Raw genomic sequence first — 26731 nt, 5'->3', positions numbered from 1 at the left:
CCCTTGTCATTTACTCCTTCATCGAGCGAATATAGAACAAGCTGAGCACAACGCCAATGACCAACAGCAGCATGGATATTGCCGTTCCATATCCCAGCTGATAATTGACAAAGGCCTGATTATACATGAAGATCGGCAGGGTCGTGGTGGAATTCCCCGGTCCTCCGCCCGTCATCGCATAAATCAGCCCAAAAACCCCCAGCGTCTGAAGGGTAACAAGCATCGCATTCGTGGTAATGGTATCTTTAATGTATGGAATCGTAATCCGGGTTAAAATCTGCCATTTGGATGCCCCGTCCACAACAGCCGCTTCCTCGATTTCACTTGGCACATCGTCCAGCGCCGCTTGAAACACCAGCATGGAGAAGGCAGTGCCATGCCATATATTCGCAAGGATGATCGTGAGCATGGGGACGGTATACAGCCAGGCGACTTCTGTAATTCCCAGGAAGCCGAGAATAGCGTTGAGTGTGCCATCATCCCCGAAGAAGCTGTACAGACATAAAGCGCACACGATTTCCGGGGTTACCCAGCCTGCCAGCACAATCGTTCCAATGACACGCCGAAAACTCTTTTTTTTATGCTTCATCAGCATCGCAATGAGAAAACCGAGCACCTGCTGGCCGATGACGGCCGAACCGAACAGGAAGATCAACGTATTCCATATGCTGATCTTGACCGTCGGATCTTCAAACATATGAATATAGTTGTCCAGCCCGATGAATTTCAGTTCCTTGGCCGATTCTCCGGTTAAGGCCAGATTGGTGAAGGAATAAAAAAAGGTCAGGACAATGGGATAGATAAAAAACACCAGCATTATCGCGATCGAAGGAAGCAGGAAATACAACCAGGTATAGGTTTTTCTTTTCTTGTAGGGAACATCAACCGTCAGGCTGCTCATGCGCCGTTCTCCTCCCGCACGCCGAATATCAGAAAAAAACGCATGCCCAAGCGCTCCGCGCGTCAGCCCGGCCAGGAGCTGCTTGAGCAAGCTTTTTTGCCGTTATTCCTTGTTTATTTCTCCATCACATGATCCTCGCCGACAATTCGGGTTACATCCTGTGTATATTTATTGAGCGCATCTTCAGGAGATGTACCCGTCGTTACGGATTCAACCATGGTTTGAATTTGTGTGGACACTTCAGGATATTTGTCCTGCGCCGGTCTGAATTCAGCGTTCTGCAAATATTCCGTCGCAAGCTCATTAAACGGCATCTTGGTATATTCGGGATCCTTCGCAACATCGGCCCGGACCGTAATATTGCCTGATGCGATAACAAGCTTCTGCGTGTTCTCTTTGTTAAGCGCAAATTTGATAAAGTTCCATGCTTCATCCTTGTTCTGTGAATTGCTTGGGATCGACAGCGCCCAGCCGCCTGCCAGCGTTATCGATCCCGGCTCCTGGCCTTTGCTGGTCGGCATCGGCGCGAAGCCCAGCACATCCTTATATTCCGGCCAAGGGGAAGCTCCGGTATCAAAATAATTGCCCGTGATCCAGGAACCATCAAGTGAGATGGCAAGCTTGCCTTGCGGCAAATATTCGCGTGAGGATGTATTGCCCGCTTGACCGTTCAACACCTTGGAGAGCGGAGGTCCGAGCTTCTCCTTGTTCACGGTCTCAATAAACTTCAATGCATCCAGAATTCCCTGGCTCCTGGCGATCCATTTTCCGCTCGCATCGTCATAAAGTCTCTCCCCTGTCCCGTAGAGCAGCATCTCATAGGTCTGCATGGAAGTCGCTTCTCCCGTGGCTTTGCCGAGGTTCATCCAAATCGGGACAATATCCTCTCCCGCTTGCTGCTTGATCGTTCTCGCCGCATTCAGGACATCGTCCCAAGACTTCGGCTGCCAATCCTCCGGAAGACCCGCCTGCTTGAAAATCTCCTTGTTGTACCACAGTCCTCTGGAATCCGTATTGTAAGGTACCCCATATACTTTTCCGTCACTTGCCGTGACCCCTTTTTTCATTGCCTCGATAAAAGAGCCGTTGGTCCAATCCTCCCAATCCTTCAGCTTGTCATCCAACGGTTCAAGATACCCTGCACTTGCATCCGAATTCAGAATAAAGGTATCTTCCGTTACAATATCCGGTGCGGTATCCTTGGATTTCAGCGCCAATGCGACCTTGGCAAAATAATCGCCCTCGGACGCTTGTATAGGCGCCGGCTTGATTTCCACGTTCTTATCGGGATAACGGGCTGCCACATCTGTAATCCATTTATAAAGCGTGCCTTTCTCGCCCGTTCCGTCATCCCTGTAGGTAATCGTTATGGTTTTCTTGGCTTCATCACCGTCGCCCGGCTTGCTGGAACAACCAAACAACAAAAATACGCACAAAAAAACGGTTACAACGAGATACAATTTCCTTTGACTGATTGGCATGCTTTGTTCCTCCCTGTTCTTGAGTGCTGATAGCCGCCTCCTGGAATCTGCCTTATGTACGTGCTTACCGGAGGTCTTATAAACATACTTTATCAATGAACTATTTATTCGAACTTTTCATATCAACGTACAACCTTTCCTGAAACTCCCATATACTCTTGAGCTTGCACATGAAAAAAACCGTCAGACCACCTGTAGAAGTGGAATAACGGCTTATTTCTTTACAGCATTTATCATGACTATTCACCTTTGAGCGGGCGGCATTCATCCTTTTATGGAGCCTGCCGTCAGACCATCGACAAAGTACTTATGGCCGACAATGCTCAGCAGCACGAGCACGGGGAGCGACATGAGCAGCGCACCTGTAATCGGAGACGCATAATCGATCTCATAGGGGTTATTCATCGTCGTAAGCCCGACGGCCAGCGTCATCTTCGAGCCTGAGGTCAAATAAATCAAAGGGCCTAAATAATCATTCCAGGCATTCATGAAGGTAAGAAGAGCAACGATCCCGATGGCGCTGGCGCTGAGCGGAAAGGCGATGCGGATGAAGGTGCCAAGCTCCGAGCAGCCGTCAATCCTGGCGCTGTCGAAGATTTCCTTGGGGATGGTTACCATCACCTGACGGATCAGGAAAATCCCGAATGCGCCTACGGCTCCCGGAAGAATGAGAGGCCAGAAGGTATCCAGCCAGCGGAACGCCCGGAACATGATAAAAGAAGGGACGAGCGAGATTTGGCCCGGAATCATCATGGTTGTCAGCATCGCGATGAACAGTCCGTGCTTGTATTTGAAATCAAAGCGGGCAAATCCGTAAGCAACAAGCGAGTTGAATACAATGGCCAGCAGCGTCAGGGAAACCGCGATAATCAGGCTGTTGGCGAGCTGGGTGAAAAACGGCAGCTTCTCGAACAAATGACTGAAATTGCTAAAGGTCAGGTGAAAGGGAATGGGGTTGAGCGGATCCCCCACAATGTCCGCATAGGGTTTAAATGACGTCCCGATCATGAACAGGAAGGGCGTGAGGAACAGCAGGCTCAACACAATCAGCACAACATAGGTCAGAATACGGCCAAGACCGCTCCAGGGATTCGCGGAAGCTTTAACGGCCGGGAACCGGCGGGCGGCTTCGATAGTCGATTTTTGCATCATCATCTCCTTAGTCCCCCTGCTTATTGACATTGAACATTTTCAGCTGCAGGAAGCCGACCACAATCATCAGCAGTGTAAACACATAGCCAAGCGCAGCCGAGTAGGTGAAATCCAGACGGCGGAAAGCCTGGTCGTATAAGTATGTGGTCGGGAAAACAAGCGAATTCTCCGGTCCGAAGCCGCTTCCCGCTAAGATGAACGCTTCGCTGAACATCCCGTAAGAACCAAGCAGGCACTGGAAAACAATAAAGGTCATGATGGGCCGAAGCAGTGGCAGCGTCACATGCCACAGGCGCTGAGACGGCCTTGCCCCGTCGATCTTGGCCGCTTCGATTAACTCGTATGGCACGTTCTGCAGTCCGGCAAGGAAGAACAAAATATTGACGCCAAGAAACTTCCATGTGCACAAAATGATAAGCGCAGGTATCGTCCAGGCCGGATCCTTCAGCCAGCCGACCGGATCTGCTCCGAATACGCCGAGCAGCTTGTTAAGCACTCCGCTGTCGCGCTCCAGCAGCAATTTAAAGATGATTCCGACGGCCACCGCTGACGTGATATTCGGCGTGAAGAAGAAGGTTGCGAAGAACCCCTTCCGCTTGGAAATGTAAGGCCTGCCCAGCATCAAGGCTACTCCGAGGGCAACCGGCAGAATAATGAACAAGCTGCCCAGCGCAAGCTTCGTGCCATTCCACATCGACTTCCAGAAGAAGCCGTCCTTCAGTACGAACATGTAGTTGGAGAAGCCGGCGAATTCATAACCGTCTGTTCCTTTCTGAAAGCTCAGCCATAACCCGTACAAAATCGGATACAGGCCGAAAATGGCATAAGCAATGAAAAAAGGGCTTATAAAGAGCAGCGGAGCCAGCCTCCAGCGGCTTATGGCATTCGAAATCATCGGTCATCCTCCTAACGATTACTAAATAAAACGAACCAAAGATGAACAAAGCATACGGGATCGCCACCTCTACTTTTCTCTGGCCTCTTCCGCATCCATCAGGCTTTGCAGCTCCTCCTCGACCTTGGACAGAAACTCCTCTGGCGTCATCTTCCCTTTCTGATAATCGGGCTCGAATTTATCCCATGCCTTGCCAATCAGCGACCGCCACCACGCCTGGTTCTGGCTTGGCGCCTGCTTGCTGAGATCCGCATACAAGGCTGCCATATCCTGCCCGCCGAAATACTTCGTAATCGCGCTTTCCTTGTGCAGCTCCGGCGATTGGGCTGCGCTGGTCAGTGCCGGAAACAAATTGATGATCTGGAAGCTGTGGACAATATTATCGGTATCCAGATGCGTGTAGCGCAGGAAGTCCCAGGCTTCGTTCTTATTTGGGCTGAACTTCGTCAGGGCGAGTCCGGTGCCTCCGGATACCGTCGTCGGGACTGAATCCGGCCCGCCCAGCGGCATCGGAACCGCTGCCCATTTCCCGGCCAGATCCGGCGAATTCTGGACAAGCTGTCCCGCCCACCAGTCGGGACCGGACGCAGCGATGTACTGCCCATTGGTGTAGCCCTGCCAGAGCTGTGGCCCTTCCGGACTCGTTTTGCTGAGAAGGCCCTGATCCTTCCAATCCTTGATCCGCTTCAGAACTTCGATACCTTCCGGCGTATTGATTCCGATCTTCGCATCCTTGGTCACGACATCGCCGCCCTCCTGCCGCAGCAGCTGCTCGAACAGGCCTTCGTCTTTCTCGGTGCCGCTTAGAATATATTTGTTGTCTCCAGTCAGAGGCTTGGAGGCTTCCATGAATGCGTCCCATGTCTGGAGCTTGGCAACATCGATGCCTGCTGCGTCATAGAGGTCTTTGCGATAATAGAGCGCCGACACGCAGGCCGCGATCTCGATGCCGTAAACCTTGCTGTCCACCGTATAGAGATCGAGTCGTCCTTTTGGAATCGCATCCGAGAGCCCGGCAGAATCGAGATAGCTGTTAAGCGGCTCGAATGGAATATCGCCCTTGATATAGCGGGGAAACGATCCCTGCTCGACGTCGATCAAATCCGGGGACCCCTTGCCGCCGGACTGTGCGATGACGGTGTATTTGTCATAGAGAGCGGCTGCTTCGAGCAGCTCGATTTTGATCGTGATATCGGGATGCTCCTTCTCGTATTTCGCTTTCATTTCGTCATAATATTGTTTATGGGTGTCCGCGAAGGTCCATAAGGTTATCGTCTTCCTTCCTTGGGAATCCCCCGTATTTCCACTGCCGGCACTACCGGAACCACTGCTTCCACTGCATCCAATCAAGGAGATTAGAAGAGATAAGACAAATAGGAAGCTCATTGCTCTTTTCATTTTTATTACCCCCTTGTCAATTGAGATATCACGATTGTAAGCGCTGCCGCGATGTCTTAGACAAGATGGTAACACCTTCTGAAAAGGGCAACAATACCACCAATTGACAGTTTATGAACTGCAATTGATATCTCCTTTTTTGCCTGTCAGGCTGGTTAAACTCCGGTGACCGGCAGGCTGTTCGCTCATTGGTCCTGCCAGGCTTCCTTTCTGATTTCGGATGGAGACATCCCCGTCCTCTGCTTCAGGCATCTGGAGAAGTGGATGGCCGTCTTGAAGCCGCAGCGCAACGAAATTTCCCCGATCGTAAACCCTGTATGAGCCAGCATTTCAATCGCCTGCCTGACCCGGTAATGCCAAAGATATTTAATCGGCGTTGTATTCTCGTGGATGCGGAACAGCCTGATCAGATGCTCCGGCGTCACATTGACATGCGCGGCCAGTCCGTTCAACGTCCAATCCTCGGCATACCGCTCATGAATCATGCTTTTCGCCAATACGACGGATGGATGCACATTATGCAGCCGGCGTTCCCGCGTATGCTCGTGCGCGAACAGGTGCAGGGCGGCGATGCCGATATGCCTCATCTGCCCGCTTTCCGCTGTAACGCCTTCTTTTAAATCCAGCATGAGATCCGTCAGTTTATTCAGCTCTGCGGAAATCGGCCTGCAAAACGGAAGCTGATCCAGCTCCTCCTCTTCCCGCTCCGACAGATCCGGTATATGAACGGCGATCCAGCGGTGCCAGGTCTCCTGGGTCCTGGCGAACTCAAAAAACTCACGATGGCCCGGCTTCAGCAGAATCACATGGCCGGGTGATACCGAATGCTCTGATGTGTCAATCGTGACATTCATATGACCTGTATGCAGGAGCACAAGCTGAATATCATTCTGGTAACGCGGCCCGTATTGTCCTCCTGGCGAATAGACAATCGTTCCGCAGTCCGCACTGCTCGCTCTGTCAATCCCCAGCGGCTCGGTTTCCTTATGCATAAGCAGACCCTCCCTGAACCTATCCTAGCAATATCAGGAAGGAATAAGTAGAAGCTTTCGGTCCGCTCACTACGCTGCTTGAACGGTGCGGAACACTACCTTCATATTCTTATGATCAACATTGATCCGGTCTGGTCTTTTTGAAATAAAAATGTATAAAAATTACATGAGTACGCAAGCTAAAAAGCGCTAAATCATATACCCTAATGCATACATTGAAGATTGAAGACAGGGTAAGAAAAGATGTGAATGAAATGGAATTTTTCAAAAGTCAAGAATCATTGACAACCGCAGAATGGGTCTTAAGAAGCTTGGTCAGCTTTATTTTCTTACTGCTTGCAACCAAAGTGATGGGGCAGCGTTCCATTTCTCAATTAAGGTTCCTCGATTTCATTATCGCTCTTGTGCTCGGCAATATTATTGCCCATCCACTTTCGGATGAGAACCTGGGATTAAAAGGGTCCGTTATCACGACGATCGTTCTGATCGTTCTATATGTTGCTGCGACCTGGCTGAGCTTGAAGTGGCCATTATTAAAGCGGTATCTCGATCCGCCGCCGATCACGCTTATTGCCAATGGTCAAATCCAGTTTCACAGCCTGTCTATTGCAAGAATCTCGGTTGATTATTTATTTTCCGAGCTTCGAAAAGAAAAAGTGGATGATATACAAAAAGTATCCCTTGCGGTTTGGGAGCCGGGAGGAACAATATCCGTTTTTATGAAAACCCAATACCAACCGCTTACACCCGCTGATATGAAAATTGAAACCCCGCCATTTACCATCACCAGGCCGATAATCTTTGAAGGAAAAATAGATATGCCGGTGCTTAAAGAGATCGGAAAAGACCCTGCATGGCTTGAAAAAAAGATAGCGCCTGCGGATTTGAAAATCCGCGATGTGATCTTGGCGACTGTCGATGATAACGAGAACGTGAGAGTCTATACGAATCTGAACCAAAATGGAGAAGTCGCCCAGAAAGACTAAATACGATCCGGGAGTTTGTCATCAAAATGAAACGGAGGTTTTTTTATGCCAGTTTTCAAGCCTTCCCAAATTGTGCGGTCCCTTTATGATATTGACGGAGACGCGCTGCATCAGGCAGGAATTAAAGGAATAATCATTAACTGGAACAATACATTAGTTCCGAAGAATTCTGTATTTGCATCGGATTCGATAAAAAAGTGGCTAAAAGACTTTAAGTCTCAATATGGGATCAAAATAATTATCGTCTCGAACAGTAAGCCTCCTGTGCAGGAGAGCGATCTGGTTAATGAGATTCCGGCTTTGTTCGAGGCGGGTAAACCGAAGAGAAAAGCATTTATGGCTGCTTTGGATATACTCGGGACCCGCAAAAATGAGACAGCCGTCATTGGCGACGGCATTATTACTGATTTATGGGGAGGAAATCGGCTGGGAATGTATACGGTCTTTGTTTCGCCTCCCTGGAGAAAACCCCGGTTTATCGGTGCAATAAAACGGTTGATGGTAAAAGTCCTTCGGGTGTAACGGCAGCTGTGAGCTGAAACTTTTGTTATACTGGAGCTATCATGATGATATACTCTTTCATATAGTGAAAGAGTAACAGCGTCTAAAAGCAGCAGCAAAAAAATATACCGGGAATGTGATAAGGATATGGTTAAAGCAGTCAAGTAAACCTCCTAAAAGAAAATACGAAAATTTTAGGAGGTTATAAAAATGATTTTCAATCCGATCGACCTTGATACTTGGAGTAGAAAACCCTATTTTGATCATTATGTAAACAATGTCAGATGTACCTACAGCATGACGGCCAACATTGATATTACCCGGCTGTTGGAAGCCATCAAGAAAAAGGGGATTAAGCTGTACCCGGCATTGGTTCATATGATAACTGCAGTGGTAAACCGTCACCGTGAATTTCGCACTTGTCTTGATGCCCGGAACAGGCTAGGTTACTGGGACAGCATGTCTCCCAGCTTTACCATTTTCCATGATGATGATAAGACTTTTTCATCCGTCTGGACCCCCTACTGCGAAGATTATAAAGAGTTCTACCTCCGCTATCTGGATGATATGGAAAAGTATGGATGTATTAAGCAGTTTGCCGCTAAAACGAACGAGCCGCCAAACACCTTCCCTGTTTCCAGCATTCCGTGGGTCAGCTTCACGGGCTTTAACCTGAACGTCTATACCGAAGGGACCTATTTCCTGCCCATCTTTACAATGGGAAAATATTTTAAACAAGATGAAAAAATACTTCTGCCCTTATCGGTGCAGCTACACCACGCCGTATGCGACGGCTATCATGCCGGCCTGATGTTTAATGAGCTGCAAGCACGGGCAGATACCTGCAAGGAATGGCTGCCAAACTAATAATCAAGCAGCAGGGGACGCCTCCGGCTGCCCTCAGATTCCAAAGAGAAAGACTATTGATCCATTCAATAGTCTTTCTTTTGTTAACTTTATGAGGTTTTACGGCGGATGTATTCGTTTACGGGTTTTGACGATGGCACTCTTCCATAACGGCAATTTGCCGGCGCACCTGCTGCGGCGTCACCTCCAGCGCTTTTCCGTGAACGATCGTATCATAGAGCATGCTGTAGAAGCTTTGAGCCATGGAATGGAACAGATCCTTTTTCTGCTCCTCGGGAATATCCCAGCTTTCTTCATACCAGTTCAACTGCTCGCGGCAGTAGGCTGGCTCGTTTTTGTCATTGACCAATGGCGTCTCCACCAGAGTCAGCTCTCCGGCCTCCTCCTGCTTGAAATACTTCCAATCCAGATGGCTGGTGCTTCCTTTGATGCCGCCTCTGGTTCCCTGCACGTTATAGGTAAAGCTCGGATAGGCGCAGCAGGAGGAAATCTCCACATCAATGACGGGATGCCCCTGGCCATGCAAAATCAGCTTCACGAAGTCTTCGGCATCTCCTGCCGTGTTTGCGCGGTCCATGATGGAAGTAATATTCGGCATGGACTCGCCGCCAAAGAACTGGAGAGCCTGATCCACCGGATGCGGCCCGGTATTCAGCAGATTGCCGCCGTTATTGGCCCGCAAGGTCTGCCAATCCCATCTTCTGGCGAAATTATTGTAAGCGATGCTGACCTGAACCACTCTGCCGATGCTCCCGGAAGCGATAATTTCCTCGATTTTATTAAAAGCCGGCGCATACCGCGATTGCTGATATACCGTAAGCAATTTCCCCGTTCGCCCGGCAGTCTCGATCAGAATGTCCACCTCGGCTGCCGTCCGGGCCAGCGGCTTCTCGCAGAGCACATTGAACCCGTGCTCCAAAATCTCCTTGGAGATGGAGAAATGGTAGTTACTGGGGGAAGCATTGATGATTAAATCAAGATCGGTTCTCTTAAACAGATCGCGATAATCACTGTACACGTCGACATTCAGCTCACGCCTGGCTCTCTCCAGCCGTTCCTCCAGCGTATCGGATACCGCAACAATTTCGAATTTATCCTTTAATTGGCTTAATGAATGGGCATGTATATCCCGGCCGCTGCGCCCCTGGCCAATAATGGCCGCTCTGACTCTGCTCATACGGTCACCTCCGAAGCTAATTTGCGCATGTATTGAACGTATTGCGGAAAAGCGATTTCCGGATTTTCCAATTCCGGATGCCACTTTTTCTCCCACTCCAAGGTGAAATAGCCCTGGTAGCCTTCCCGGACCAACAACTTATAGATCTCTTTCAGGGGAATATCCCCTTCTCCGGTTAAACAATACTGGAAGCCGTCCGGGCTGCCTTCTGCCGTACGCGAGTCTTTGACATGCGTATAGTCGATCCATTTGCCCAAGGCGCTCCAGCTATCCTCGGGCTGTTCCCCTATCATCCGGTACGGATGGTGCACATCCCACAGCACGCCCACAGCCTCCTGATCCACCTGCTCCATGACCTTCCTCATATCCGTGCAGGAGATCCAGTCATCATGCGTTTCTATCAGAATTTTGACGCCATGCTCCCTGGCGACAGCCGCCATAGCGCTCACATGCTGAGCGACCTTCTGAACCGCGGTATCCCGGTCGGCACCGCTGATCTTACCGCCGAAGACACGAATATAACGTGTGCCGAAAAGGCTGCAAAGCTTCGAGAATTCGGTAATCTCCTGCAGATTCTTCTCAAAGTTCTCATCCGGGAATAAATGCACGGAGCTGGAGAAGCAGGATACGCGAAGCCCGGCATCGGTGATTTGGCTCAAGGTTTGGTGGACCTGCTCCGAAAATTCCGGAAGCTTATAGATATCCATTTCGCCCGTTAACCCTCTAAAGTCAATCGCATCAAAGCCGTATTCGACAGCCTTGGCAATAATTTTGTCCAGGGGCCAGTCAGGGCACCCTAAAGTGGTGAAGGATAATTTCATGCCGTTTCACTCCAATGTAATTAGGATGGGTCAATCCAAATCGTCTAGCCGTTTTTCTTCTTGTAGGATTCGTTCATTTCCTGAATGATTTGATTAAAATTGGTGTCCGCCTTTAACTGCTCGACAAACTTGTCGTAGCTCTCCGGGGTTTCCTTGCCGACGATCATTTTGACCTTCATATCAATGATTTTCTTCTGGTACTCAGGCCAATATTTGATCCAGGCATCAGAATCAACGCCGATGGAAGGATCCAGAACTGCATACTTCGTCCGTTCGTCGATGATTTTGGCGTGGCGGTCGTAATCCTCTTTGGGAATGCCGGCCTTGAAGGCTTTCTGGTATTTGTCGAATTTCAGGAAAATCTGTCCCATCGCCTGCTGGGAGACGTTGTCTGTCTTGGCTTGCTCCGTTGGGACTTTGAAGCCGTCCTGCTCGGTAAAATGGACATCCTTGAAGCCGTAATTCGCCAAATCGGAGCCTTCATCCGAAGCGCCGAAGTTCATGAACTCCATGATTTTCTTCACCTTCGCCTCAGACACCTTCTTGGGAATCATGAACATGCCGAAAGAGCCGGGGTCGGTAACCGTTGTGCCGTTCAGGGATACAAGCGGCATCACATAAGCTTCTGGGGTTTGCTTCCTGAGCTCAGCCGTCGATTCCCAGGCCTGATCCATAGGAACGGCATCCACACCTCCTTTGCCTGCCTTCATCATATCGAGTGTCTGTGTCTGCTTCAAGATGCTAAAGTCCTCCGGGATCAGCTTCTCTGCATAGAGCTTATTCAGATACATCAGTGCCTCTTTTTGCGACGGCAGGAAAATCGTAGGGGTCAGTACCCCGTCCTCCAGCTTCCAATCTCCGACGGTTTTCGTAAAGGCCGTCTCGATGACATTGAATTTCCCTACGCCGGTCGGGTCCGTATAACCCAGAAAACCGTAAGTATCGTCTTTCCCATTGCCGTCAGGATCCTTGGTTGCAAATGCTTTCATGACTTCGTACAGCTCATCGGTCGTAGCCGGCTCCTTGAGCCCCAGCTTATCCAGCCAATCCTTGCGGATATTCAACCCGGTTTGGCCATATACGGGTCTTACACGCGGAATGCCGTAGTTTCGGCCATCGCCGAATGCGAGGTTCTTCCAGGTAAGCTCAGGAAATTTGGCGAGATTGGGATAACTCTTGTACATATCCGTCAAATCCCAGAAAGCCCCCTGCTGCGACATGCTTTTAACGAGCGGATACCGCTGCGGATAATCTGCAAGAATCATATCCGGCAGATCGCCTGAGGCCAAGGTTACGTTCAGCTTGTCAGCGTAGTTATTCGGCGATACCCAGGTGATTTTAAGCTTCGTGTTGGTGCGCTTCTCGATCTCCTTCACAATTACATTGTCTTCGTCCGGAGGCTCCTGCGAGAAGAATGTGGTCATAATGCTGATTTCTGTGGGCTCCTCTTTCTGGTCGCCTGTGCTTTTGCCTGTTGATCCCGGATTTGAACCGCAAGCCGCTGTAATAAACAATAATACAGATGCAAGCATGAACGGTATCGTCCTCATGGCCGATTTTCTTTTGAATATCAACGCTGCGCCCTCCTTTTCAATCGTTGTTTATATATCATTCCTTGACAGAGCCGACCATCACGCCTTTGGCGAAATGCTTCTGCAGGAATGGATATACCAGGATAATGGGTACTGTGGCAACGACGACGGCTGCCATCTTCAAGGTTTCCTTGGGCATTTCCTGTTCGGATGCGATTTGTCCGGCAAGATCGCCGCCGCTGGTCGAGGAATCGATCAGCATATTTTGCAGCAGCACCTGCAGCGGCCATTTGTCAAAGTCATTGATGTACAAAATCGCGTGAAAAAACACATTCCAATAGCTTACCGCATAAAACAGCCCGAACGCCGCCAGAGAAGGCAGCGACAACGGGAGAATGATTTTCACCCAGATCCCCATATCGTTGCAGCCGTCGATGCTTGCCGCCTCCTCCAGGCTGGCAGGAATACTGTCATAGAAGCTCTTCATCAGAAAGATATACCAGCCGCTGGTTAAGGCGGGAATGATTAAGGACCAGATGCTGTTGATCAGCCCGAGGCTTTTTACAACCAGGTACGGCGGAATAATGCCGGGATTAAACAAAATCGAGATCAAGACGAGCAGCAGCAGCACCTTTCTCCCCCGGAGCCGTCTTCGGGATAAGGAATAAGCGAAGCTTGAGGTAACCGCAAGGCTCAGCAGCGTTCCGACAATGGCGAGAAAGGCGCTGTTCCCCGCTGCCTTGATGAATGTGCCTGTGGACAGCAGATACTTGTAATTGACCAGTGTCCATTCGGACGGAAAGACGAACACGCCCGCTTTTTGAATGTACTCCGATGGCGTTGCAAAGGAGACCACAATGATATATAGAAAGGGGATAATGGTAATGACGCCCGCAAAAACAAGTATTAGCGTGACCACGAGATCAAATGAGAATCCCCGGAACGTTCTTGTCACAATCCCGCCTCCTCAATATAAGCCGTCTTCGCCGAATTTCTTGGCCAGCCAGTTGGTTGTGATGACCAGAATGAGCGCCACAACCGATTTGAACAGCCCAACGGCTGTTGTAAAGCTGAATTGGCCGTTCTTGACCCCCATGCGGAACACATAGGTTTCAAACACATCCGATACACTGGAAACCGCGCTGCTGGTCATTAGATAAACCTGCTCGAAGCCGACATCCATCACCTGCCCCAGCCGCAGAATCAATAAGGTAATGACAACATTCTTGATGGCAGGCAGGGTTACATGCCACATTTGGCGCAGCCGGTTGGCGCCGTCCATTTTGGCCGCTTCGTAAAGAGCCGGATCCGTGCCGGCAATGGCCGCCAGAAAGATAACGGTTCCCCATCCGGCTTCCTTCCATATGGATTGAAGCGTAAGCATAATCCAGAAATAATTGGGATTCGTCAGGAAGTCGATTTTCTCAAAGCCCATCATGGCAACTACGTTATTGACGATTCCGCCGGTACGGGAAAACAGTAAGAAGGTCATCCCCGCGATAATTACCCATGAGAAAAAGTGGGGTAGATAGACAACACTTTGAATCGTCGATTTAAATTTTCTGCTTCGGACCTCATTTAATAGAAGAGACACAATAATCGGGACCGGGAAGAAGAAAACGAGATTGAGCAGGCTGATCATCATCGTATTCCGAAACAGATTCCAGAATTCGCTGCCCAGGAAGAAACGTTCAAAATTTTCAAACCCTACCCATTTGCTGTGCAAGAAGCCTTGATAAGGGGAGTAATCCTGGAACGCAATCAAAATCCCGCCCATGGGCACATACTTGAAAATAAGAAAATAGAGAATTCCCGGCAGAGCCAAAATATATAAATATTTGTCTCTCAGGATGTCCTTCATCACCGGCTGAAATTTGCTTTTGTTTGGTGCCTGTCCGGCTCTCTTGTTCAATTCCGTTAACGCGTTTGGCATTCCCCACCCACCTTTCCTCTGCTCAAGTGAATTCATGCTCTGAATGTACCCGATGGCCCCATTTCTCACAATCCGACTTTTTCCCAATTCCATTAACCGGGATTGTACTTTTTCCCATTTGCCCGTTTTCAAGACCATACAGGCATAAAAAAAGGGCTGAATGCCCAAGCATTACAGCCTCAAAACAGATTCCCGATATTCCCCTGGCGTAATCCCTTCTGTTTTTTTAAATATTTTATTTAGATAGGAAGGCTGGTAGCCTACTCTGGCAGCAATCTCGGTAACCTTCAAATCCGTATTTCTTAAAAGCTGCTTCGTTTTATCCAAACGGATCCCGGTGACATAGTCAATGAAATTCTGATTGGTCACCTGCACAAAGATGGCGCTCAGCCGTTTGGGCAGAATTCCGATGCGATCGGATAGATACTCCAGGGAAATATCCTTCATATATTCCTGATCGATAATATCCTTGGCCTTGCGGATCGTCTGCTTCATTTCGATGCCCTGCTTCTCGGACAATGCGATGAGAAAGGGATGAATGACTTTATTTACGAACCACTTGTTGATTTCATCGATTTCCTTGAGCCTGAACAGCTGCTCGTAGAGATTTATGCCTTGGCTGGCGCTTGAATGCACTACCCCAAGCTGCATCATCGCCCGTAACACACTGCCCAGCAGCTGAGCCATATATTGTTGAATTTGAAACGCCTTTCCCGCATTTTGCCTTAATACCAGAATAAACTCGTTCCATTTCTGAAGGGTTTCTTCCCCGGCTCTCATTTGAAGCGCGTGAATGAATTCCTTTTCGATCTGAAACGGATAATCCGGATTATCCTTCACATAGGGAATGAAATCATCTGTGCTGAGGATTTGCCCATGCTCCCCGATATTTCGAAAATGCAGGCATTGCTTGACCTCCTCGAGCGCTGTCGGCAGATCCTTGAGCTCATGAATCGTCCTGCTTACCCCTACGGCCACATGGACACCCAATAATTTGGTAATTATGGTGATCACTTCATTTGAAAATCTGAACAATTCACTCTTGATTTGTTCCTTGGGCTTATCCTCCGCAAACCAGACAAGCTGCGCAACGGTTAAGTTATGGAGATTGACAGCCTCCATATTCTCCTTGTCGCCGGAGAGCTCCTCCATAATATTGGCTGCAGCGAAGGTGACGAGCTGCTCGTCCCCTTCCACGAATCTTTTGCTTAATTCGGAAAACGGGGATAATTGGATGAGCAGGAGAGCAAATCTCTTGTTTTCCGTATTCCAGCCATGCTCCTCCATCCGCCTCCGCAGCTCATTTTCAGAAAAGAAATAAAGCTGGCCCTGAATCAGCTGCAGCAAAAATCCTTTCTTCATACTGTACCGGTTCTCTTCCAGCAGAGATTGAAATAACCGGCTTTCCCGGGTAATATGGAGCCATTTGTTCTCTATATACTTGATTTCATCCGACCTGTCCTCCTCCTGCAGCTTGCTGCCGATACTCCCGCCAAACATTTGAACCAGCCGCTTGATGGGCCTGTACATGCGCTGCGAAGCAAACCAGGACAGCAAGGCCGCAATCACAACGCCCAGCAAACTCGCACCAAGCATAAACTTTGACGTCAGGGTGATCGGTTCCATTAACTGGGACAGCGGCGTAGCAATCACATAACGCCAGCCTGTACGGGAAAGAGTCGCATTGGCAACCGAATATTCCGCCCCCTCCCACTTTACGGTGAAGGAATCGGCGTTCCTGTCCTCCTTGATCACTTTGCCTCTTATGTAATCCTTCAGATCTTGCTTGTCCGGGTCTGTTTCTGTTTCTTTACCGGATGTTATCCAATCACCATTGGGCTTGATGATGAAAGAAATTCCGTTCTCATACGGATTCATCTGCGTTATTTCTTTATCGAGCAGGCTCTTGTCCAAATAAACCAGCAGCGCTCCATAAGGCCTTGTACTTACAAAGGGAAGCTTATGGACCAAGACCAGGGGAAACAATTCGCCGCCGTTTGGAGAATAGGTTTCCGTATCGCTCCAGTACATCAGATCCTCTGATTTCAATATCATGTCGTATACAGCCTTGTTCGGCTCATCTTTGAGCTTGATCGCCCCCCTGTCATTGGAAACCAGCAGCTGCTGGTTTTCCAGATACAGATCAATCCGCAAAATCATATCGTCAGAGCTTTGGGTGACCGCCAGCAAACTGTAAATATCCTGCATGACCCGAAATTCATCGATAAAATTCGTATTTCTGAGCTTTTCATCGAATATCGAATTGGCCGCACCCTTGTCCACCGTCAGCTCAAATTGAGAGAACAATTCGTCAAACCGCTTGAACACCTGGTCAAGCTGGTAGTGGTTTTTCTGGTAAACCTCCTTTTCCACTTGATTGACTCCAATAAAATAACTGCAGATTCCAATAATAGCCATGGGCACGCTGGTCATGATTAAAGCATAAATCAGGCTTTTGCGAAAATAATTGCCTCTTGACATCAAACATTCTCCTTAGCTGATGAGATTCAAATCAAATGTAAGCACTTTCAAAAATTGCTGCCATAATAGGACACAATATCCTGTTTCTATACTAAAATTCGACATGATTTATTTTCTTCCTTCCAGCCGCATGATTGAAGAAAAGAGGCGCAGGTCCGCGGAACAGCTTAGCTTTGTACAAAAACAAGATAGTTTTGTGTATATTCTTTTTGATTGATAACCACTATGATCTTACTGTAAATCCTGATTTATCCACTCCACGGCCCCTGGATTTGAATGCGCTTACAATTCATTTGGTTTTCTAATCCTGTGAAGGGTGGTTCCGATGAATAAAACGTGGCTGCACAAAATGATTTGGTCCTACCTGCCGATATTTTTCATTATTTTCTCCTTTGTTTTCTTCCTGTTTTTTCAAACGCTGGTCGAGCAAAACAACAAAAATACAAGAGAATCAAGCAAGGTATTCATCCGGCAGCTGCTGCAATCCGTCGACGTGTCCCTGAAGTCGGTCGATTATATGATGATCAGAGAAATAATGAACAACAAGCTGATTGCCGATTTTTTTGACGAGAAGGATGACAGCAATGTTTTTCTGAACTACGAGGTGGTCAAAAAACTGACGGCATTGAAACAGGAAGTGCCGCTCATCGATTCCTTTTACCTGGTAAGATACAGCGATGGGCTGGTCTATAACGGGAATGTGATCAGAGACCTGGATGAATTTGAAGACGCTGCTTTTATACGGGATATGCAGAGCAGCGGGACAGCATCCCCATGGACCGATGTCAGGACCTATCGCGAGTTTGGTTTTCAGAAAAGTAAAGAAGTCGTAAGTCTCGTTCATCCGGTTCCCCTGAGTCTCGGCTCGCAAGGACTGTTCGTCATCAACGTCAGCCTCTCTTCCCTCCAGGAAATGATTATGGATATGTACGATTCGCAAACGGCATTCGTAAACCTGTACGGTCTGAACGGCGGACCTCTCTTTATACAGGAAGATTCCGCGGGGACCAGGAAGGTTCTCGCCGATATATCCTCGGAATATACCGGCTGGAAGGCGGAAAGCGGGGTAACCAACGGCAAGCTGCTCAATACGGTTTCCAGCTTCTCAAGCGTTTGGCTGGTGCTGAGCTTTATTGTTTTTATTGCCGGTATCCTGTGCATCATTTATGTCTCCAGGCAGAACTATAAGCCGCTCGAAGAGCTTGTCTTGCGCATCAACGACGATCTCTTTCAGGAGAAGCATTCACTGGGAAGGGTGGCCGCTAACGAATTTGCTTTTATTGAATCGGCGATCGACAATTTCTCCGAGCAATCGAAGGCTTTCAGGAAGGAATTCGAACAAGCGGCGCTGCATAGGAAGAAAACCTTCTTTACAGAGCTGATCACGGGTCAGTATGCAGGGAATGCGCATCGGGACAATCTGCCGCTGCCCTCCCACGAGCCGCTGAATGTGCTGATTATCGAGATTGACAACCCCGAGCAATCCTTCTTCCGGTTTCAAGCCCGCGATCAGTCCCTGTTCAAATTTGTGCTCAGCAGCGTGACGCATGAAATGTTCAGCCCACATGCCTCCAGCATATGGCTTGAATGGACCTCCTCGTTGCAGCTGACCGGCATTGTCTTCCTCCATGAACCGAATACCGGAATGGGGGATATTTGTCAGAGCATTGTCGCATGGGTCCATAAAAATCTTAAATTTACCGTTACGCTTGGAATGGGTGAACAGGCCGAGTCGCTGGAGGATACCGCAGAAGCGTACAAGGAGGCTTTGGAAGCCTTGAAATTCAAAGCCGTTTTGGGCAGTAACCGGATCATCCTCCACCAGGAAGCGCAAAATGCCACAATAAAGGAAAACAATAAGCATCTTAAAGCGATTCACAGTCTGGTTCAGACCTTCCGTTGCAATGAGGAGGGTTGGCGCGACAGCTTCCGGCACTGGTTCGACGGAATCCGGACATGCCGCTTGTCCAAGAACGAGATCATTGAGCTTGGCCGCTACTTTATTGCCCATATGGATCTTCAAATCTCTTCCGTTTCCAACGATCATTATGAGATTTGGACAAACTCCTCCCTGCTGCCCGCACGGCAAATAATCGGGGACTTTGATACGCTTGATGAGCTTCAGCAGACCCTGTACCGGATTCTGGAGGATTTCGCGGAACGGCTGGCGGCGCTTCGCGGAGGGCGTCAATACCATCATCTGATGAGACAGGTAAGGAAATACATCGAAGAGCATTATACCAATCCGGAGCTTTCGCTTGATTTTTTGAGTGACCGGTTCTCCATTAACGCCAAATATTTGAGCCAGCTGTTCAAAGAGGAATTCGGGGAAAACTTTCTCGATTTCCTGGCCGATGTCAGAATACGGCACGCCAAACGATGGCTGCTGGAACAATCCGGTTCCATCCAGAACGTTGGCGAACGCGTCGGTTACGCCAATGCGGCCACTTTCAGGAGGGCGTTCCGGAGAGTCGAGGGCATCTCGCCCGTCGATTACCGCAAGCGCAACACGAATGAACAAACCGGTTGAGCAGCCCGCTCAAGGTATAGAGTCTAGTTTAAGGAGGGGAGCCTCATTGAAATCGAAAATGACTGGGATTGCCGTTATGCTCCTGATTGGCTGTGCGCTTGTCTGGGCTGCCGGGTCCACGTACCGGTCAAGCCCTGCTGTAGACAGCAAAAAAGAATCCGATAGCGAGATACGGCCGGCAGACCAGTTCCCCATAGCGGACAACCAGATCCTGCTCCCCGTATACGCGGCACCGCCCGTGGAAGTCGAGGATCTCAACACCAATGCCTTTACAAAATACCTCGAAGAGAAATTGAATATCAAATTTGAATTTGTTACCGCCGGCGCCTCCGCCAAAAAAGAAAGAAGACAAATGCTTCTCGCCAGCGGGGACTATCCGGCTGTCATGCTGGGCGGCGATTTCACGCCGGATGAACAAATCAAATACGGCATGTCAGGCGTCTTAAGGCCGCTGGATGACTTAATCGACCGTTACGGAAGCAATATCAAGCGGATCTTCGCCGAGCATCCTGAGCACCGCAAAGCGGTCACGGCCCCTGATGGACATATTTACTCCCTTGCTTCGATTAACGAATGCTTTCATTGCTGGTATGCCCAGAAGCTCTGGGTGAACTCGACCTGGCTGCAAAAGCTTAATCTGAAGCCTCCCCAAACAACGGAAGAGTTTTACCGGATGCTCAAAGCCTTTAAAACGCAGGATCCAAACGGCAACGGCAAGCAGGATGAAGTCCCCTTATCCGGAGCAATCGGCTCCTTTCATGCCAAAATAACCGGATTTCTGATGAGCGCGTTTATCTATAACACGGATGACAATTATTTTTATGTGAAAGACGGCAAAGTGGGGATGGCTGCAGTGCAGCCGGAGTGGAAGGACGGTCTTGCCTATATTCACCGGCTCTACAGCGAAGGGCTGGTGGACCCGTCCTCCTTCACCCAGACTCTTGACGGGATAATCCAGCTGGCAAGCCACCAGGACGATAACATACTCGGCAGCGCCACATTGGGTCATATCCGGATGGCATTCAGCGGACTGGATAATGCAAGAAACCAGGAATATGACACCATTCCTCCGTTAATCGGTCCGGACGGCTACCAGGCAGCCGGGTATTTCAATATGGGGGATAACGGCCAGTTTGCGATTACGGACAAAGCAACCGAGACACAGGCGGCAGCGGCCATCCGGCTGGCGGACTATTTGTATTCCGAAGAGGCGGCCATTCTCAATGAATTCGGGCCGGAGAACGTGTGGTGGCGGAAGGGTCTGCCGGGAGAGGTTGACGAGCACGGAAGACCCGCCAGATTCAGGTTAAACCCTGAATACTGGGAGCATTTGACCCAAAATGACGGCTGGAGCCAGATGGGCATCCTGTATCGCAACAGAGATCTTCGCGAATCGTGGGCGGTGCCCGGGGATCTGTACTCCAAGGAAGGCTACGAGCACCGTTTGTACGCGGAAACGGCAAAAAACTATTTCGGCAAAGAGCCGGATGAAGTTTTTCCGGCCAATATTTATGTGCAGCCGGAAGATGCATTCGAGGCGGTTCGCCTGCGGGTGCAAATCAATGATTATATTGAATCCAACATGGTGCAGTTTATAACCGGCACGAAGGATCTGGACCAGGAATGGGATGCTTATTGTGACGGTTTTACCGGACTCAAGCTTGAGCGGTATTTGACGATTTACCAAAATGCCTATAACAAGTACAAGAACGGCCAATAAGAAGATAAGGCCAGCCCCTCCTTTGGCGGTGCAGCAGCTTCTTCGTATTGAAAATATATGTTAAGTATAGAGCATATTTTTTACCTGCCTATTTTAAAAAAAAAGATCGTTCAATCCCGGCTTCCGGCTTCAACGGAAATCGGGATTTTTTTGTCCTGCATGGATCTCGCGCGGGCTGATCTGAGGCAGACGCAGCTGGCGACCTTGACTCTCGTATGTATCGCGGGTTCCCTGTGCGAGACTGCGGAATTATGCGCGCCAGCAGAAAATCGCGCGCCCGCCACCGCCCACGATTAGTAAGCGGTTGCAGAATTTCGTCCGTTCGTTGAATACTGGCCGTTGACCGTGCCGGAACAGCTCCCTTATCGTTAACACCAATCCGTCACCGATCACTATGGAAAAGGAGTGAGGTTACTAACATGCAGTCAACAGGAGCGCTGGAAGCAAAAAAATTGGACTCATCGGGAAGCGGCAGACGGCTTCTATGGAAAAACTCATCAAGAAAGGTCAAGCGGCATTGGCAGCTGTATCTGCTGGTGCTTCTGCCGCTGGCGTACATCGTTATATTCAAATATATTCCGATGTACGGCGCGCAGATTGCTTTCCGCGACTTTAGTCCGGTCAAGGGATTTTCGGGGAGCGACTGGGTGGGACTCCAAAATTTCTCCGATTTCTTCAACTCGCCGAATTTTTGGCTGCTCATCAAGAATACGCTGGTCATCAGCTTGTACTCGCTTGTCATCGGATTTCCGGCGCCGATCATTCTGGCGCTCGCCTTGAATGAGATTCGAAATGCGAGATTCAAGAAAACGGTGCAGATGGTAACGTTCGCCCCCTACTTTATTTCTACCGTCGTCATGGTCTCGATGATTATCCTCTTCTTGTCTCCGCGGCTCGGATTTATTGATTCCATCGTGCAGCTGCTGGGAATCGAATCGATTAATTTCATGGGCGTGCCCAAGTATTTCAGCAGCATCTTCGTCTGGTCCAATGTCTGGCAGGGCATCGGCTACGGAGCAGTCATTTATCTTGCCGCGCTTGCCGGCGTCAATTCGGAGTTATACGAAGCAGCCAAGGTCGACGGAGCTTCCCGGTTCCAGAAGGTGATTCATATCGATCTGCCAGGCATCATGCCTGCCGCCATCATTCTGCTTATTCTCAATGTCGGGCAGATCATGAATGTCGGTTTCGAGAAGATTTATTTGATGCAGAACCCGTTGAATACCGGCACCTCTGAGGTCATCTCCACTTATGTGTACAAAATCGGACTGATTGGGGCGAACTTCAGCTTCTCCGCAGCTGTTGATTTGTTTAACTCGGTCATCAATCTTATCCTGCTGCTAACGGTGAACTTTGTCGCCAGACGCATATCGGACAGCAGTCTATGGTAACGGAGAGGAGAATTTCTACTATGAACAAATCTGCAGCTATTAAGGAATCGGCAGGCGACAAAATATTTCTGTTCATCGTTTATGCTTTTCTGTTATTCATTCTTATCATCGTGCTTTATCCGCTCATCTATATTCTAAGCTCTTCCTTCAGCTCGCCGCAGGCCGTCATCAGCGGACGGGTCTGGCTGCTCCCGGTAGAACCGAGCCTTGCAGGGTACAAGGCGATCTTTTCCAACCCGCAGGTGCTGACAGGCTATGCCAATTCGCTCTTTTATACGTTCTTCGGCGTGCTGATCAATGTAACCATGACCGTGATGCTGGCTTATCCGCTGTCCAAGAGCACCTTCTTCGGGCGCAGTCCGATCATGGTCATTCTGGTCATAACCATGATGTTCAGCGGCGGATTGATTCCTTATTACCTGACCGTCAAAATGGTCGGAATTCTGGACACCAGATGGGCCATGCTGCTTCCCGGCGCTCTGGCCGTGTGGCAGGTCATTATCGCCCGCACCTTCTTCCAGTCGACCATTCCCAAAGAGCTCGGAGAGGCAGCCGAACTGGACGGCGCAAGCGATCTGGGCTTTCTGTGGCGGATTGTACTGCCGTTGTCCAAGCCGATTCTGGCTGTGCTGGTTCTGATGTATGCGGTAGGGCATTGGAACGCTTATTTCGATGCGCTGATCTTCCTGAAATCGCAGAACCTGTTTCCCTTGCAGATCATCCTGCGCAACATCCTCATCCTGAATTCGATTGACGCGAGCATGATGGTGGACGCGAACCAAATGGCCGCTATGCAGGGCTTGCGGGATCTATTGAAATTCTCGCTCATTGTTGTAGCCACGCTGCCCATACTGATTCTCTATCCATTCGTGCAAAAATATTTCGTCCAGGGCATAATGATCGGCTCGCTGAAAGGCTGATCGAAACCGGAAGTGTTCCATAATAATTTCGATTTTCCGGGAGGTGATGCCGTCTTTGATTGGAAGACTGTGCTTCGTCAAACGAAGCATAGGCTTCCGAAGCCAGTTTTGCTGCGGAGTTAAGACAGGAAGCTATGCTTCACAAAACTTTTAAGGAGGAGTCTGCTTGAGAAAAAAAACAGGTTCGGTCGTGTTAGCTCTGACTCTCGTCATTTCCATGCTTTTATCCGCCTGCAGCGGCGGGAATGATGCCGGGGGCAATAACGGAGCCGGCACGGGAACGAATTCACCGGCTCAAGATGGAAACAGCGAACCCCCCGTTACGCTGAATACCTTTATTACAGTCCCGCCCCGTATCGAAGATGTCAGTACAAACACCGTGACGACCTTTATTGAGGATAAGCTGAATATCAAATTCAAGTTCGATGCCACTCCTCAGGCGAATGCAAAGGATAAGAAGAAATTGATTATGGCCAGCGGCGATTATCCGGCCGTCTTTCTCTCCGGCGATTTCACGCAAGCCGAGCAGATCGACTACGGCAAGCAGGGCATCCTGATGCCCCTGAACGATTTGATTGAGAAATACGGAAATGAGATCAAGAAGGCGTTCGAGGAGGATGCGGACTTGAAGGCAGCCATCACAGCCCCGGACGGAAACATCTACGCCCTGCCTCATATTAACGACTGCTTCCACTGCTGGTATGCCCAAAAATTATGGATCAACAAGAGTTGGCTCGACAAACTGAGTCTTGAAATGCCAACAACGACCGATGAATATTTCGAGGTATTAAAAGCCTTCAAGGAAAAGGATCCGAACGGCAACGGTAAGCAGGACGAAATACCGTTATCCGGTTCGTTTAATTCCTGGCATGGCATTCCATCCAACTTTCTGATGAACTCTTTCATCTATGATAATGATGAGGATTTCTTCTTCATCAAGGACGGCAAGGTCCAATTAGCCGCGAATCAGCCGGAATGGCGGCAGGGACTGGAGTATGTGAATAAACTGTTCAGCGAGGGTTTGATCGATAAGGAAGCTTTCACGCAAAATATCGACCAGATGGCGCAGGTAGGCAACAAACAAGGCGACAACGTGAGCGGCAGCGTCACGGCCGGACATATCGGCATGTATTTCAGCCTGGCAGAAGGACAAGACCGTCATAAAGAATATGTATCCGTCCCTCCTCTGAAGGGGCCGGGCGGCATCGCTTATGCGGGATATTACAAGGCATACGGCAACGGCCAGTTCGCCATTACGAACAAGGCTTCGGAGAAGGAGGCCATTGCAGCCATCAAACTGGCGGATTACCTGTACTCCGAAGAGCATGCGATTACCAATGAATATGGATTGGAAGGAACGTACTGGGAGGCAGCCAAAGAAGGCCAGAAGGATGTGCACGGCAACCAGGCCAAGTACAGTCTTAAGCCGGAATACTGGAATATCGGGACGACACTGAACGATATATGGGATCAAATGGGCATCACCAGAAGGACGCGTGAAATCCGTGAATCATGGGCCATCCCGGAAGATCCGTTCTCCCAGGTAGGCTATGAGTATCGCCTGTATCTCGAGACGGCGAACAACTACGAGAACAAGCAGCCGGAGGAAACGTTTCCGCTGACCATCTTCATGGAGTCCGACGATGCGAAGGAAGCGATTCAGCAGCGCACGCAAATCAATGATTACGTGCGCTCGAATATGGCTCAATTCATAACGGGCGCCAGAAAATTAAACGACTCCGAATGGGACAGCTACGTGAAGGGCTTTGACGGCCTGAATCTGACCCGTTATCTCGAAATCTATCAGCATGCATATGACAGCAAGAAATGACGGGATTGCCTGTGTGCAGGAAGAAGCAGGGGCTGCTGATCAGCCCCTGCTTCTTCGCTTTTGAACACCATTAATCCACATCATGTATCGGACCAATCATCATTAGGCCAATACCATTCCGTAACAAACACACAATCGCCATGGGGCAGGCATGCATAACTTACAGAGTACCCAAAACACAAGGAGGTGCTTCAGAATGTCTGGTTTAGTTGGCGGTGTTGGCTATGGCGGATTTGGCGCAGGAATTGGATTCATACTCGTGCTCTTTATTTTGCTGGTCATTATCACCCGCGGTTGCGGATTCGGCTACTAATTAAAGCTTCGGAACGTTAACCTCCGATCACGTTCCTGACTAGCAAATAATCCCTGAACAGGCCCGCACTGCGGGCCTATTTTCCATTTTCTCTCCACCGCTGCACCATCGCCGCTGCAGTCATGCCGGATTCCTTTTGGACTTGTAGGTGAGAAAATAAATGTCCTGTATATGAAAAATAAAAAAAACCTCGATTACCAAGGGTTTTTGGGAAGTGTAAGGTTGGTGCGGTCGGCGGGATTTGAACCCGCACGCCTTGTGAGCGCCACCCCCTCAAAGTGGAAATCTGCTAGTTCTGTATCATCTGATACCATAAAAACCCTTGATTTATAAGGGTTTTTTTTTTATATTTGTCTATAAATTTCTATAAAAACATCATCCGTCAACAACTCGTCAACATCCTTGGAGTTATTTTCCCGGGAATTACCTACCTTATGTTTATGTATTGAAACATATTACAACCACAGACCGGTTAGCCAGTCATACATTAAAAGAAGAAATAAAATATGTGAAAAAGCTCTCACCAATTCCTGGCGGTAAAGCGTTACTAACGAAAATAGACTGAACCGCAGCGAAAAGGTTCAGTCTAAAAACAATCCGTTAAGTAAGTTTCGGACGAGTGAACCTTAGCTATAACGAAAAGTTTCGTTATTACGTATTTCCTGTTAAATGACGTAATATTCTAGTCAATTTTCTTTAATTCACGAAAGTCTTAACGTCAATTTTCGTATTCAATTCCTCTTCCCCCGTAGGAGGAATTTTTTTATCCTAAGAACAAAAACAACCTCGTCAGCGAACTGGTCAAGCCCCAAATTTGTAGACAATGAAAAAAGCCCTAGGCTATGAGCTGGCGTCGGTACTCAACCGGCGTCAGTTTGTTTAATTTTAATTGAATCCGTTCTTCGTTAT

General features: G+C 49.0%; 21 protein-coding genes. 9 read left to right on the top strand and 12 right to left on the bottom strand.

Annotated elements, in window-relative coordinates; genetic code table 11:
• Positions 1-10: 10 nt before the first annotated feature.
• From AC0YOA_RS05740 to AC0YOA_RS05715, 6 genes are all read right to left on the bottom strand, one after another.
• On the bottom strand, positions 11-901 hold the full coding sequence (locus AC0YOA_RS05740; protein ID WP_475768624.1) for a carbohydrate ABC transporter permease: 891 nt from the start codon (positions 899-901) through the stop codon (positions 11-13).
• Positions 902-1014: 113 nt separating this feature from the next.
• Positions 1015-2382 carry an ABC transporter substrate-binding protein gene (locus tag AC0YOA_RS05735; RefSeq protein ID WP_475785828.1) on the bottom strand — a complete coding sequence of 456 codons (1368 nt, stop codon included), beginning with the start codon at positions 2380-2382 and terminating at the stop codon, positions 1015-1017.
• Positions 2383-2646: 264 nt separating this feature from the next.
• Positions 2647-3537 (bottom strand): carbohydrate ABC transporter permease, encoded by an 891-nt coding sequence (locus AC0YOA_RS05730; protein WP_475785827.1) that lies wholly within the window; start codon positions 3535-3537, stop codon positions 2647-2649.
• Between the two features lie 4 nt (positions 3538-3541).
• Entirely contained in the window at positions 3542-4429 is an 888-nt protein-coding gene (locus AC0YOA_RS05725) for a carbohydrate ABC transporter permease (protein ID WP_475785826.1), read from the bottom strand.
• 69 nt (positions 4430-4498) lie between these two features.
• Positions 4499-5827 carry an ABC transporter substrate-binding protein gene (locus AC0YOA_RS05720; protein WP_475785825.1) on the bottom strand — a complete coding sequence of 443 codons (1329 nt, stop codon included), beginning with the start codon at positions 5825-5827 and terminating at the stop codon, positions 4499-4501.
• A gap of 185 nt (positions 5828-6012) precedes the next feature.
• Positions 6013-6819: a helix-turn-helix domain-containing protein gene (locus AC0YOA_RS05715; RefSeq protein ID WP_475785824.1), complete on the bottom strand. Its 807-nt coding sequence runs from the start codon at positions 6817-6819 to the stop codon at positions 6013-6015.
• 254 nt (positions 6820-7073) lie between these two features.
• Between AC0YOA_RS05715 and AC0YOA_RS05710 the strand changes: the two genes are divergently transcribed.
• The 3 genes from AC0YOA_RS05710 to catA all read left to right on the top strand — a co-directional run bounded on the left by AC0YOA_RS05710 (position 7074) and on the right by catA (position 9173).
• A complete protein-coding gene (locus AC0YOA_RS05710) occupies positions 7074-7805 on the top strand; it encodes a DUF421 domain-containing protein (protein WP_475785823.1) in 732 nt (243 codons plus the stop codon).
• A gap of 45 nt (positions 7806-7850) precedes the next feature.
• The gene (locus AC0YOA_RS05705; protein WP_475785822.1) at positions 7851-8327 is read left to right on the top strand and encodes a YqeG family HAD IIIA-type phosphatase; all 477 of its coding nucleotides are present in this window, start codon (positions 7851-7853) and stop codon (positions 8325-8327) included.
• 189 nt (positions 8328-8516) lie between these two features.
• Positions 8517-9173 carry a type A chloramphenicol O-acetyltransferase gene (gene catA, locus AC0YOA_RS05700; RefSeq protein ID WP_475785821.1) on the top strand — a complete coding sequence of 219 codons (657 nt, stop codon included), beginning with the start codon at positions 8517-8519 and terminating at the stop codon, positions 9171-9173.
• Positions 9174-9291: 118 nt separating this feature from the next.
• Here the strand turns inward: catA and AC0YOA_RS05695 are convergent, their stop codons facing one another.
• The 6 genes from AC0YOA_RS05695 to AC0YOA_RS05670 form a co-directional block, all read right to left on the bottom strand.
• Positions 9292-10350 carry a Gfo/Idh/MocA family protein gene (locus AC0YOA_RS05695; protein WP_475785820.1) on the bottom strand — a complete coding sequence of 353 codons (1059 nt, stop codon included), beginning with the start codon at positions 10348-10350 and terminating at the stop codon, positions 9292-9294.
• Positions 10347-11171 (bottom strand): sugar phosphate isomerase/epimerase family protein, encoded by an 825-nt coding sequence (locus AC0YOA_RS05690; RefSeq protein WP_475785819.1) that lies wholly within the window; start codon positions 11169-11171, stop codon positions 10347-10349. The genes AC0YOA_RS05695 and AC0YOA_RS05690 overlap by 4 nt, the downstream gene beginning before the upstream one ends.
• A gap of 44 nt (positions 11172-11215) precedes the next feature.
• Positions 11216-12745 carry an extracellular solute-binding protein gene (locus tag AC0YOA_RS05685; RefSeq protein ID WP_475785818.1) on the bottom strand — a complete coding sequence of 510 codons (1530 nt, stop codon included), beginning with the start codon at positions 12743-12745 and terminating at the stop codon, positions 11216-11218.
• A gap of 34 nt (positions 12746-12779) precedes the next feature.
• Positions 12780-13658 (bottom strand): carbohydrate ABC transporter permease, encoded by an 879-nt coding sequence (locus AC0YOA_RS05680; protein WP_210038324.1) that lies wholly within the window; start codon positions 13656-13658, stop codon positions 12780-12782.
• A gap of 12 nt (positions 13659-13670) precedes the next feature.
• Positions 13671-14636: an ABC transporter permease gene (locus AC0YOA_RS05675; RefSeq protein ID WP_210038323.1), complete on the bottom strand. Its 966-nt coding sequence runs from the start codon at positions 14634-14636 to the stop codon at positions 13671-13673.
• Positions 14637-14807: 171 nt separating this feature from the next.
• Positions 14808-17117, bottom strand: a complete 2310-nt coding sequence (locus AC0YOA_RS05670; protein WP_475785817.1) for an AraC family transcriptional regulator — start codon at positions 17115-17117, stop codon at positions 14808-14810.
• A gap of 325 nt (positions 17118-17442) precedes the next feature.
• Here AC0YOA_RS05670 and AC0YOA_RS05665 point away from each other — a divergent pair, with 325 nt between their 5' ends.
• The 6 genes from AC0YOA_RS05665 (at position 17443) to AC0YOA_RS05640 (ending at position 25822) form a co-directional block, all read left to right on the top strand.
• Positions 17443-19647 (top strand): AraC family transcriptional regulator, encoded by a 2205-nt coding sequence (locus tag AC0YOA_RS05665; protein WP_475785816.1) that lies wholly within the window; start codon positions 17443-17445, stop codon positions 19645-19647.
• Positions 19648-19693: 46 nt separating this feature from the next.
• Positions 19694-21367, top strand: a complete 1674-nt coding sequence (locus AC0YOA_RS05660; protein WP_475785815.1) for a type 2 periplasmic-binding domain-containing protein — start codon at positions 19694-19696, stop codon at positions 21365-21367.
• Between the two features lie 419 nt (positions 21368-21786).
• Positions 21787-22758 carry an ABC transporter permease gene (locus AC0YOA_RS05655; RefSeq protein WP_475768608.1) on the top strand — a complete coding sequence of 324 codons (972 nt, stop codon included), beginning with the start codon at positions 21787-21789 and terminating at the stop codon, positions 22756-22758.
• A 20-nt stretch (positions 22759-22778) separates the two neighbouring features.
• Complete coding sequence (locus tag AC0YOA_RS05650; protein ID WP_210038318.1) at positions 22779-23678, top strand: carbohydrate ABC transporter permease; 900 nt, start codon at positions 22779-22781, stop codon at positions 23676-23678.
• A gap of 166 nt (positions 23679-23844) precedes the next feature.
• Positions 23845-25509, top strand: coding sequence for a type 2 periplasmic-binding domain-containing protein (locus AC0YOA_RS05645; protein WP_475785814.1), 1665 nt, complete (start codon positions 23845-23847; stop codon positions 25507-25509).
• A 196-nt stretch (positions 25510-25705) separates the two neighbouring features.
• Positions 25706-25822 (top strand): YjcZ family sporulation protein, encoded by a 117-nt coding sequence (locus tag AC0YOA_RS05640; RefSeq protein ID WP_210038316.1) that lies wholly within the window; start codon positions 25706-25708, stop codon positions 25820-25822.
• The last annotated feature ends 909 nt before the right edge of the window (positions 25823-26731 follow it).

It is taken from the genome of Paenibacillus sp. JT22N12, assembly GCF_056269365.1.
This window is presented reverse-complemented; position numbering and strand designations above follow the sequence as displayed.

What these genes read in the sequence shown, in the direction of transcription:
- AC0YOA_RS05705 (WP_475785822.1), top strand. Translation starts at nt 7,851, where the DNA reads ATGCCAGTTTTCAAGCCTTCCCAAATTGTGCGGTCCCTTTATGATATT.
- AC0YOA_RS05695 (WP_475785820.1), bottom strand. Translation starts at nt 10,350, where the DNA reads ATGAGCAGAGTCAGAGCGGCCATTATTGGCCAGGGGCGCAGCGGCCGG.
- AC0YOA_RS05640 (WP_210038316.1), top strand. Translation starts at nt 25,706, where the DNA reads ATGTCTGGTTTAGTTGGCGGTGTTGGCTATGGCGGATTTGGCGCAGGA.
- AC0YOA_RS05650 (WP_210038318.1), top strand. Translation starts at nt 22,779, where the DNA reads ATGAACAAATCTGCAGCTATTAAGGAATCGGCAGGCGACAAAATATTT.
- catA (WP_475785821.1), top strand. Translation starts at nt 8,517, where the DNA reads ATGATTTTCAATCCGATCGACCTTGATACTTGGAGTAGAAAACCCTAT.
- AC0YOA_RS05665 (WP_475785816.1), top strand. Translation starts at nt 17,443, where the DNA reads ATGAATAAAACGTGGCTGCACAAAATGATTTGGTCCTACCTGCCGATA.
- AC0YOA_RS05690 (WP_475785819.1), bottom strand. Translation starts at nt 11,171, where the DNA reads ATGAAATTATCCTTCACCACTTTAGGGTGCCCTGACTGGCCCCTGGAC.
- AC0YOA_RS05675 (WP_210038323.1), bottom strand. Translation starts at nt 14,636, where the DNA reads ATGCCAAACGCGTTAACGGAATTGAACAAGAGAGCCGGACAGGCACCA.
- AC0YOA_RS05735 (WP_475785828.1), bottom strand. Translation starts at nt 2,382, where the DNA reads ATGCCAATCAGTCAAAGGAAATTGTATCTCGTTGTAACCGTTTTTTTG.
- AC0YOA_RS05720 (WP_475785825.1), bottom strand. Translation starts at nt 5,827, where the DNA reads ATGAAAAGAGCAATGAGCTTCCTATTTGTCTTATCTCTTCTAATCTCC.
- AC0YOA_RS05730 (WP_475785827.1), bottom strand. Translation starts at nt 3,537, where the DNA reads ATGATGATGCAAAAATCGACTATCGAAGCCGCCCGCCGGTTCCCGGCC.
- AC0YOA_RS05715 (WP_475785824.1), bottom strand. Translation starts at nt 6,819, where the DNA reads ATGCATAAGGAAACCGAGCCGCTGGGGATTGACAGAGCGAGCAGTGCG.
- AC0YOA_RS05670 (WP_475785817.1), bottom strand. Translation starts at nt 17,117, where the DNA reads ATGTCAAGAGGCAATTATTTTCGCAAAAGCCTGATTTATGCTTTAATC.
- AC0YOA_RS05725 (WP_475785826.1), bottom strand. Translation starts at nt 4,429, where the DNA reads ATGATTTCGAATGCCATAAGCCGCTGGAGGCTGGCTCCGCTGCTCTTT.
- AC0YOA_RS05655 (WP_475768608.1), top strand. Translation starts at nt 21,787, where the DNA reads ATGCAGTCAACAGGAGCGCTGGAAGCAAAAAAATTGGACTCATCGGGA.
- AC0YOA_RS05710 (WP_475785823.1), top strand. Translation starts at nt 7,074, where the DNA reads ATGGAATTTTTCAAAAGTCAAGAATCATTGACAACCGCAGAATGGGTC.
- AC0YOA_RS05740 (WP_475768624.1), bottom strand. Translation starts at nt 901, where the DNA reads ATGAGCAGCCTGACGGTTGATGTTCCCTACAAGAAAAGAAAAACCTAT.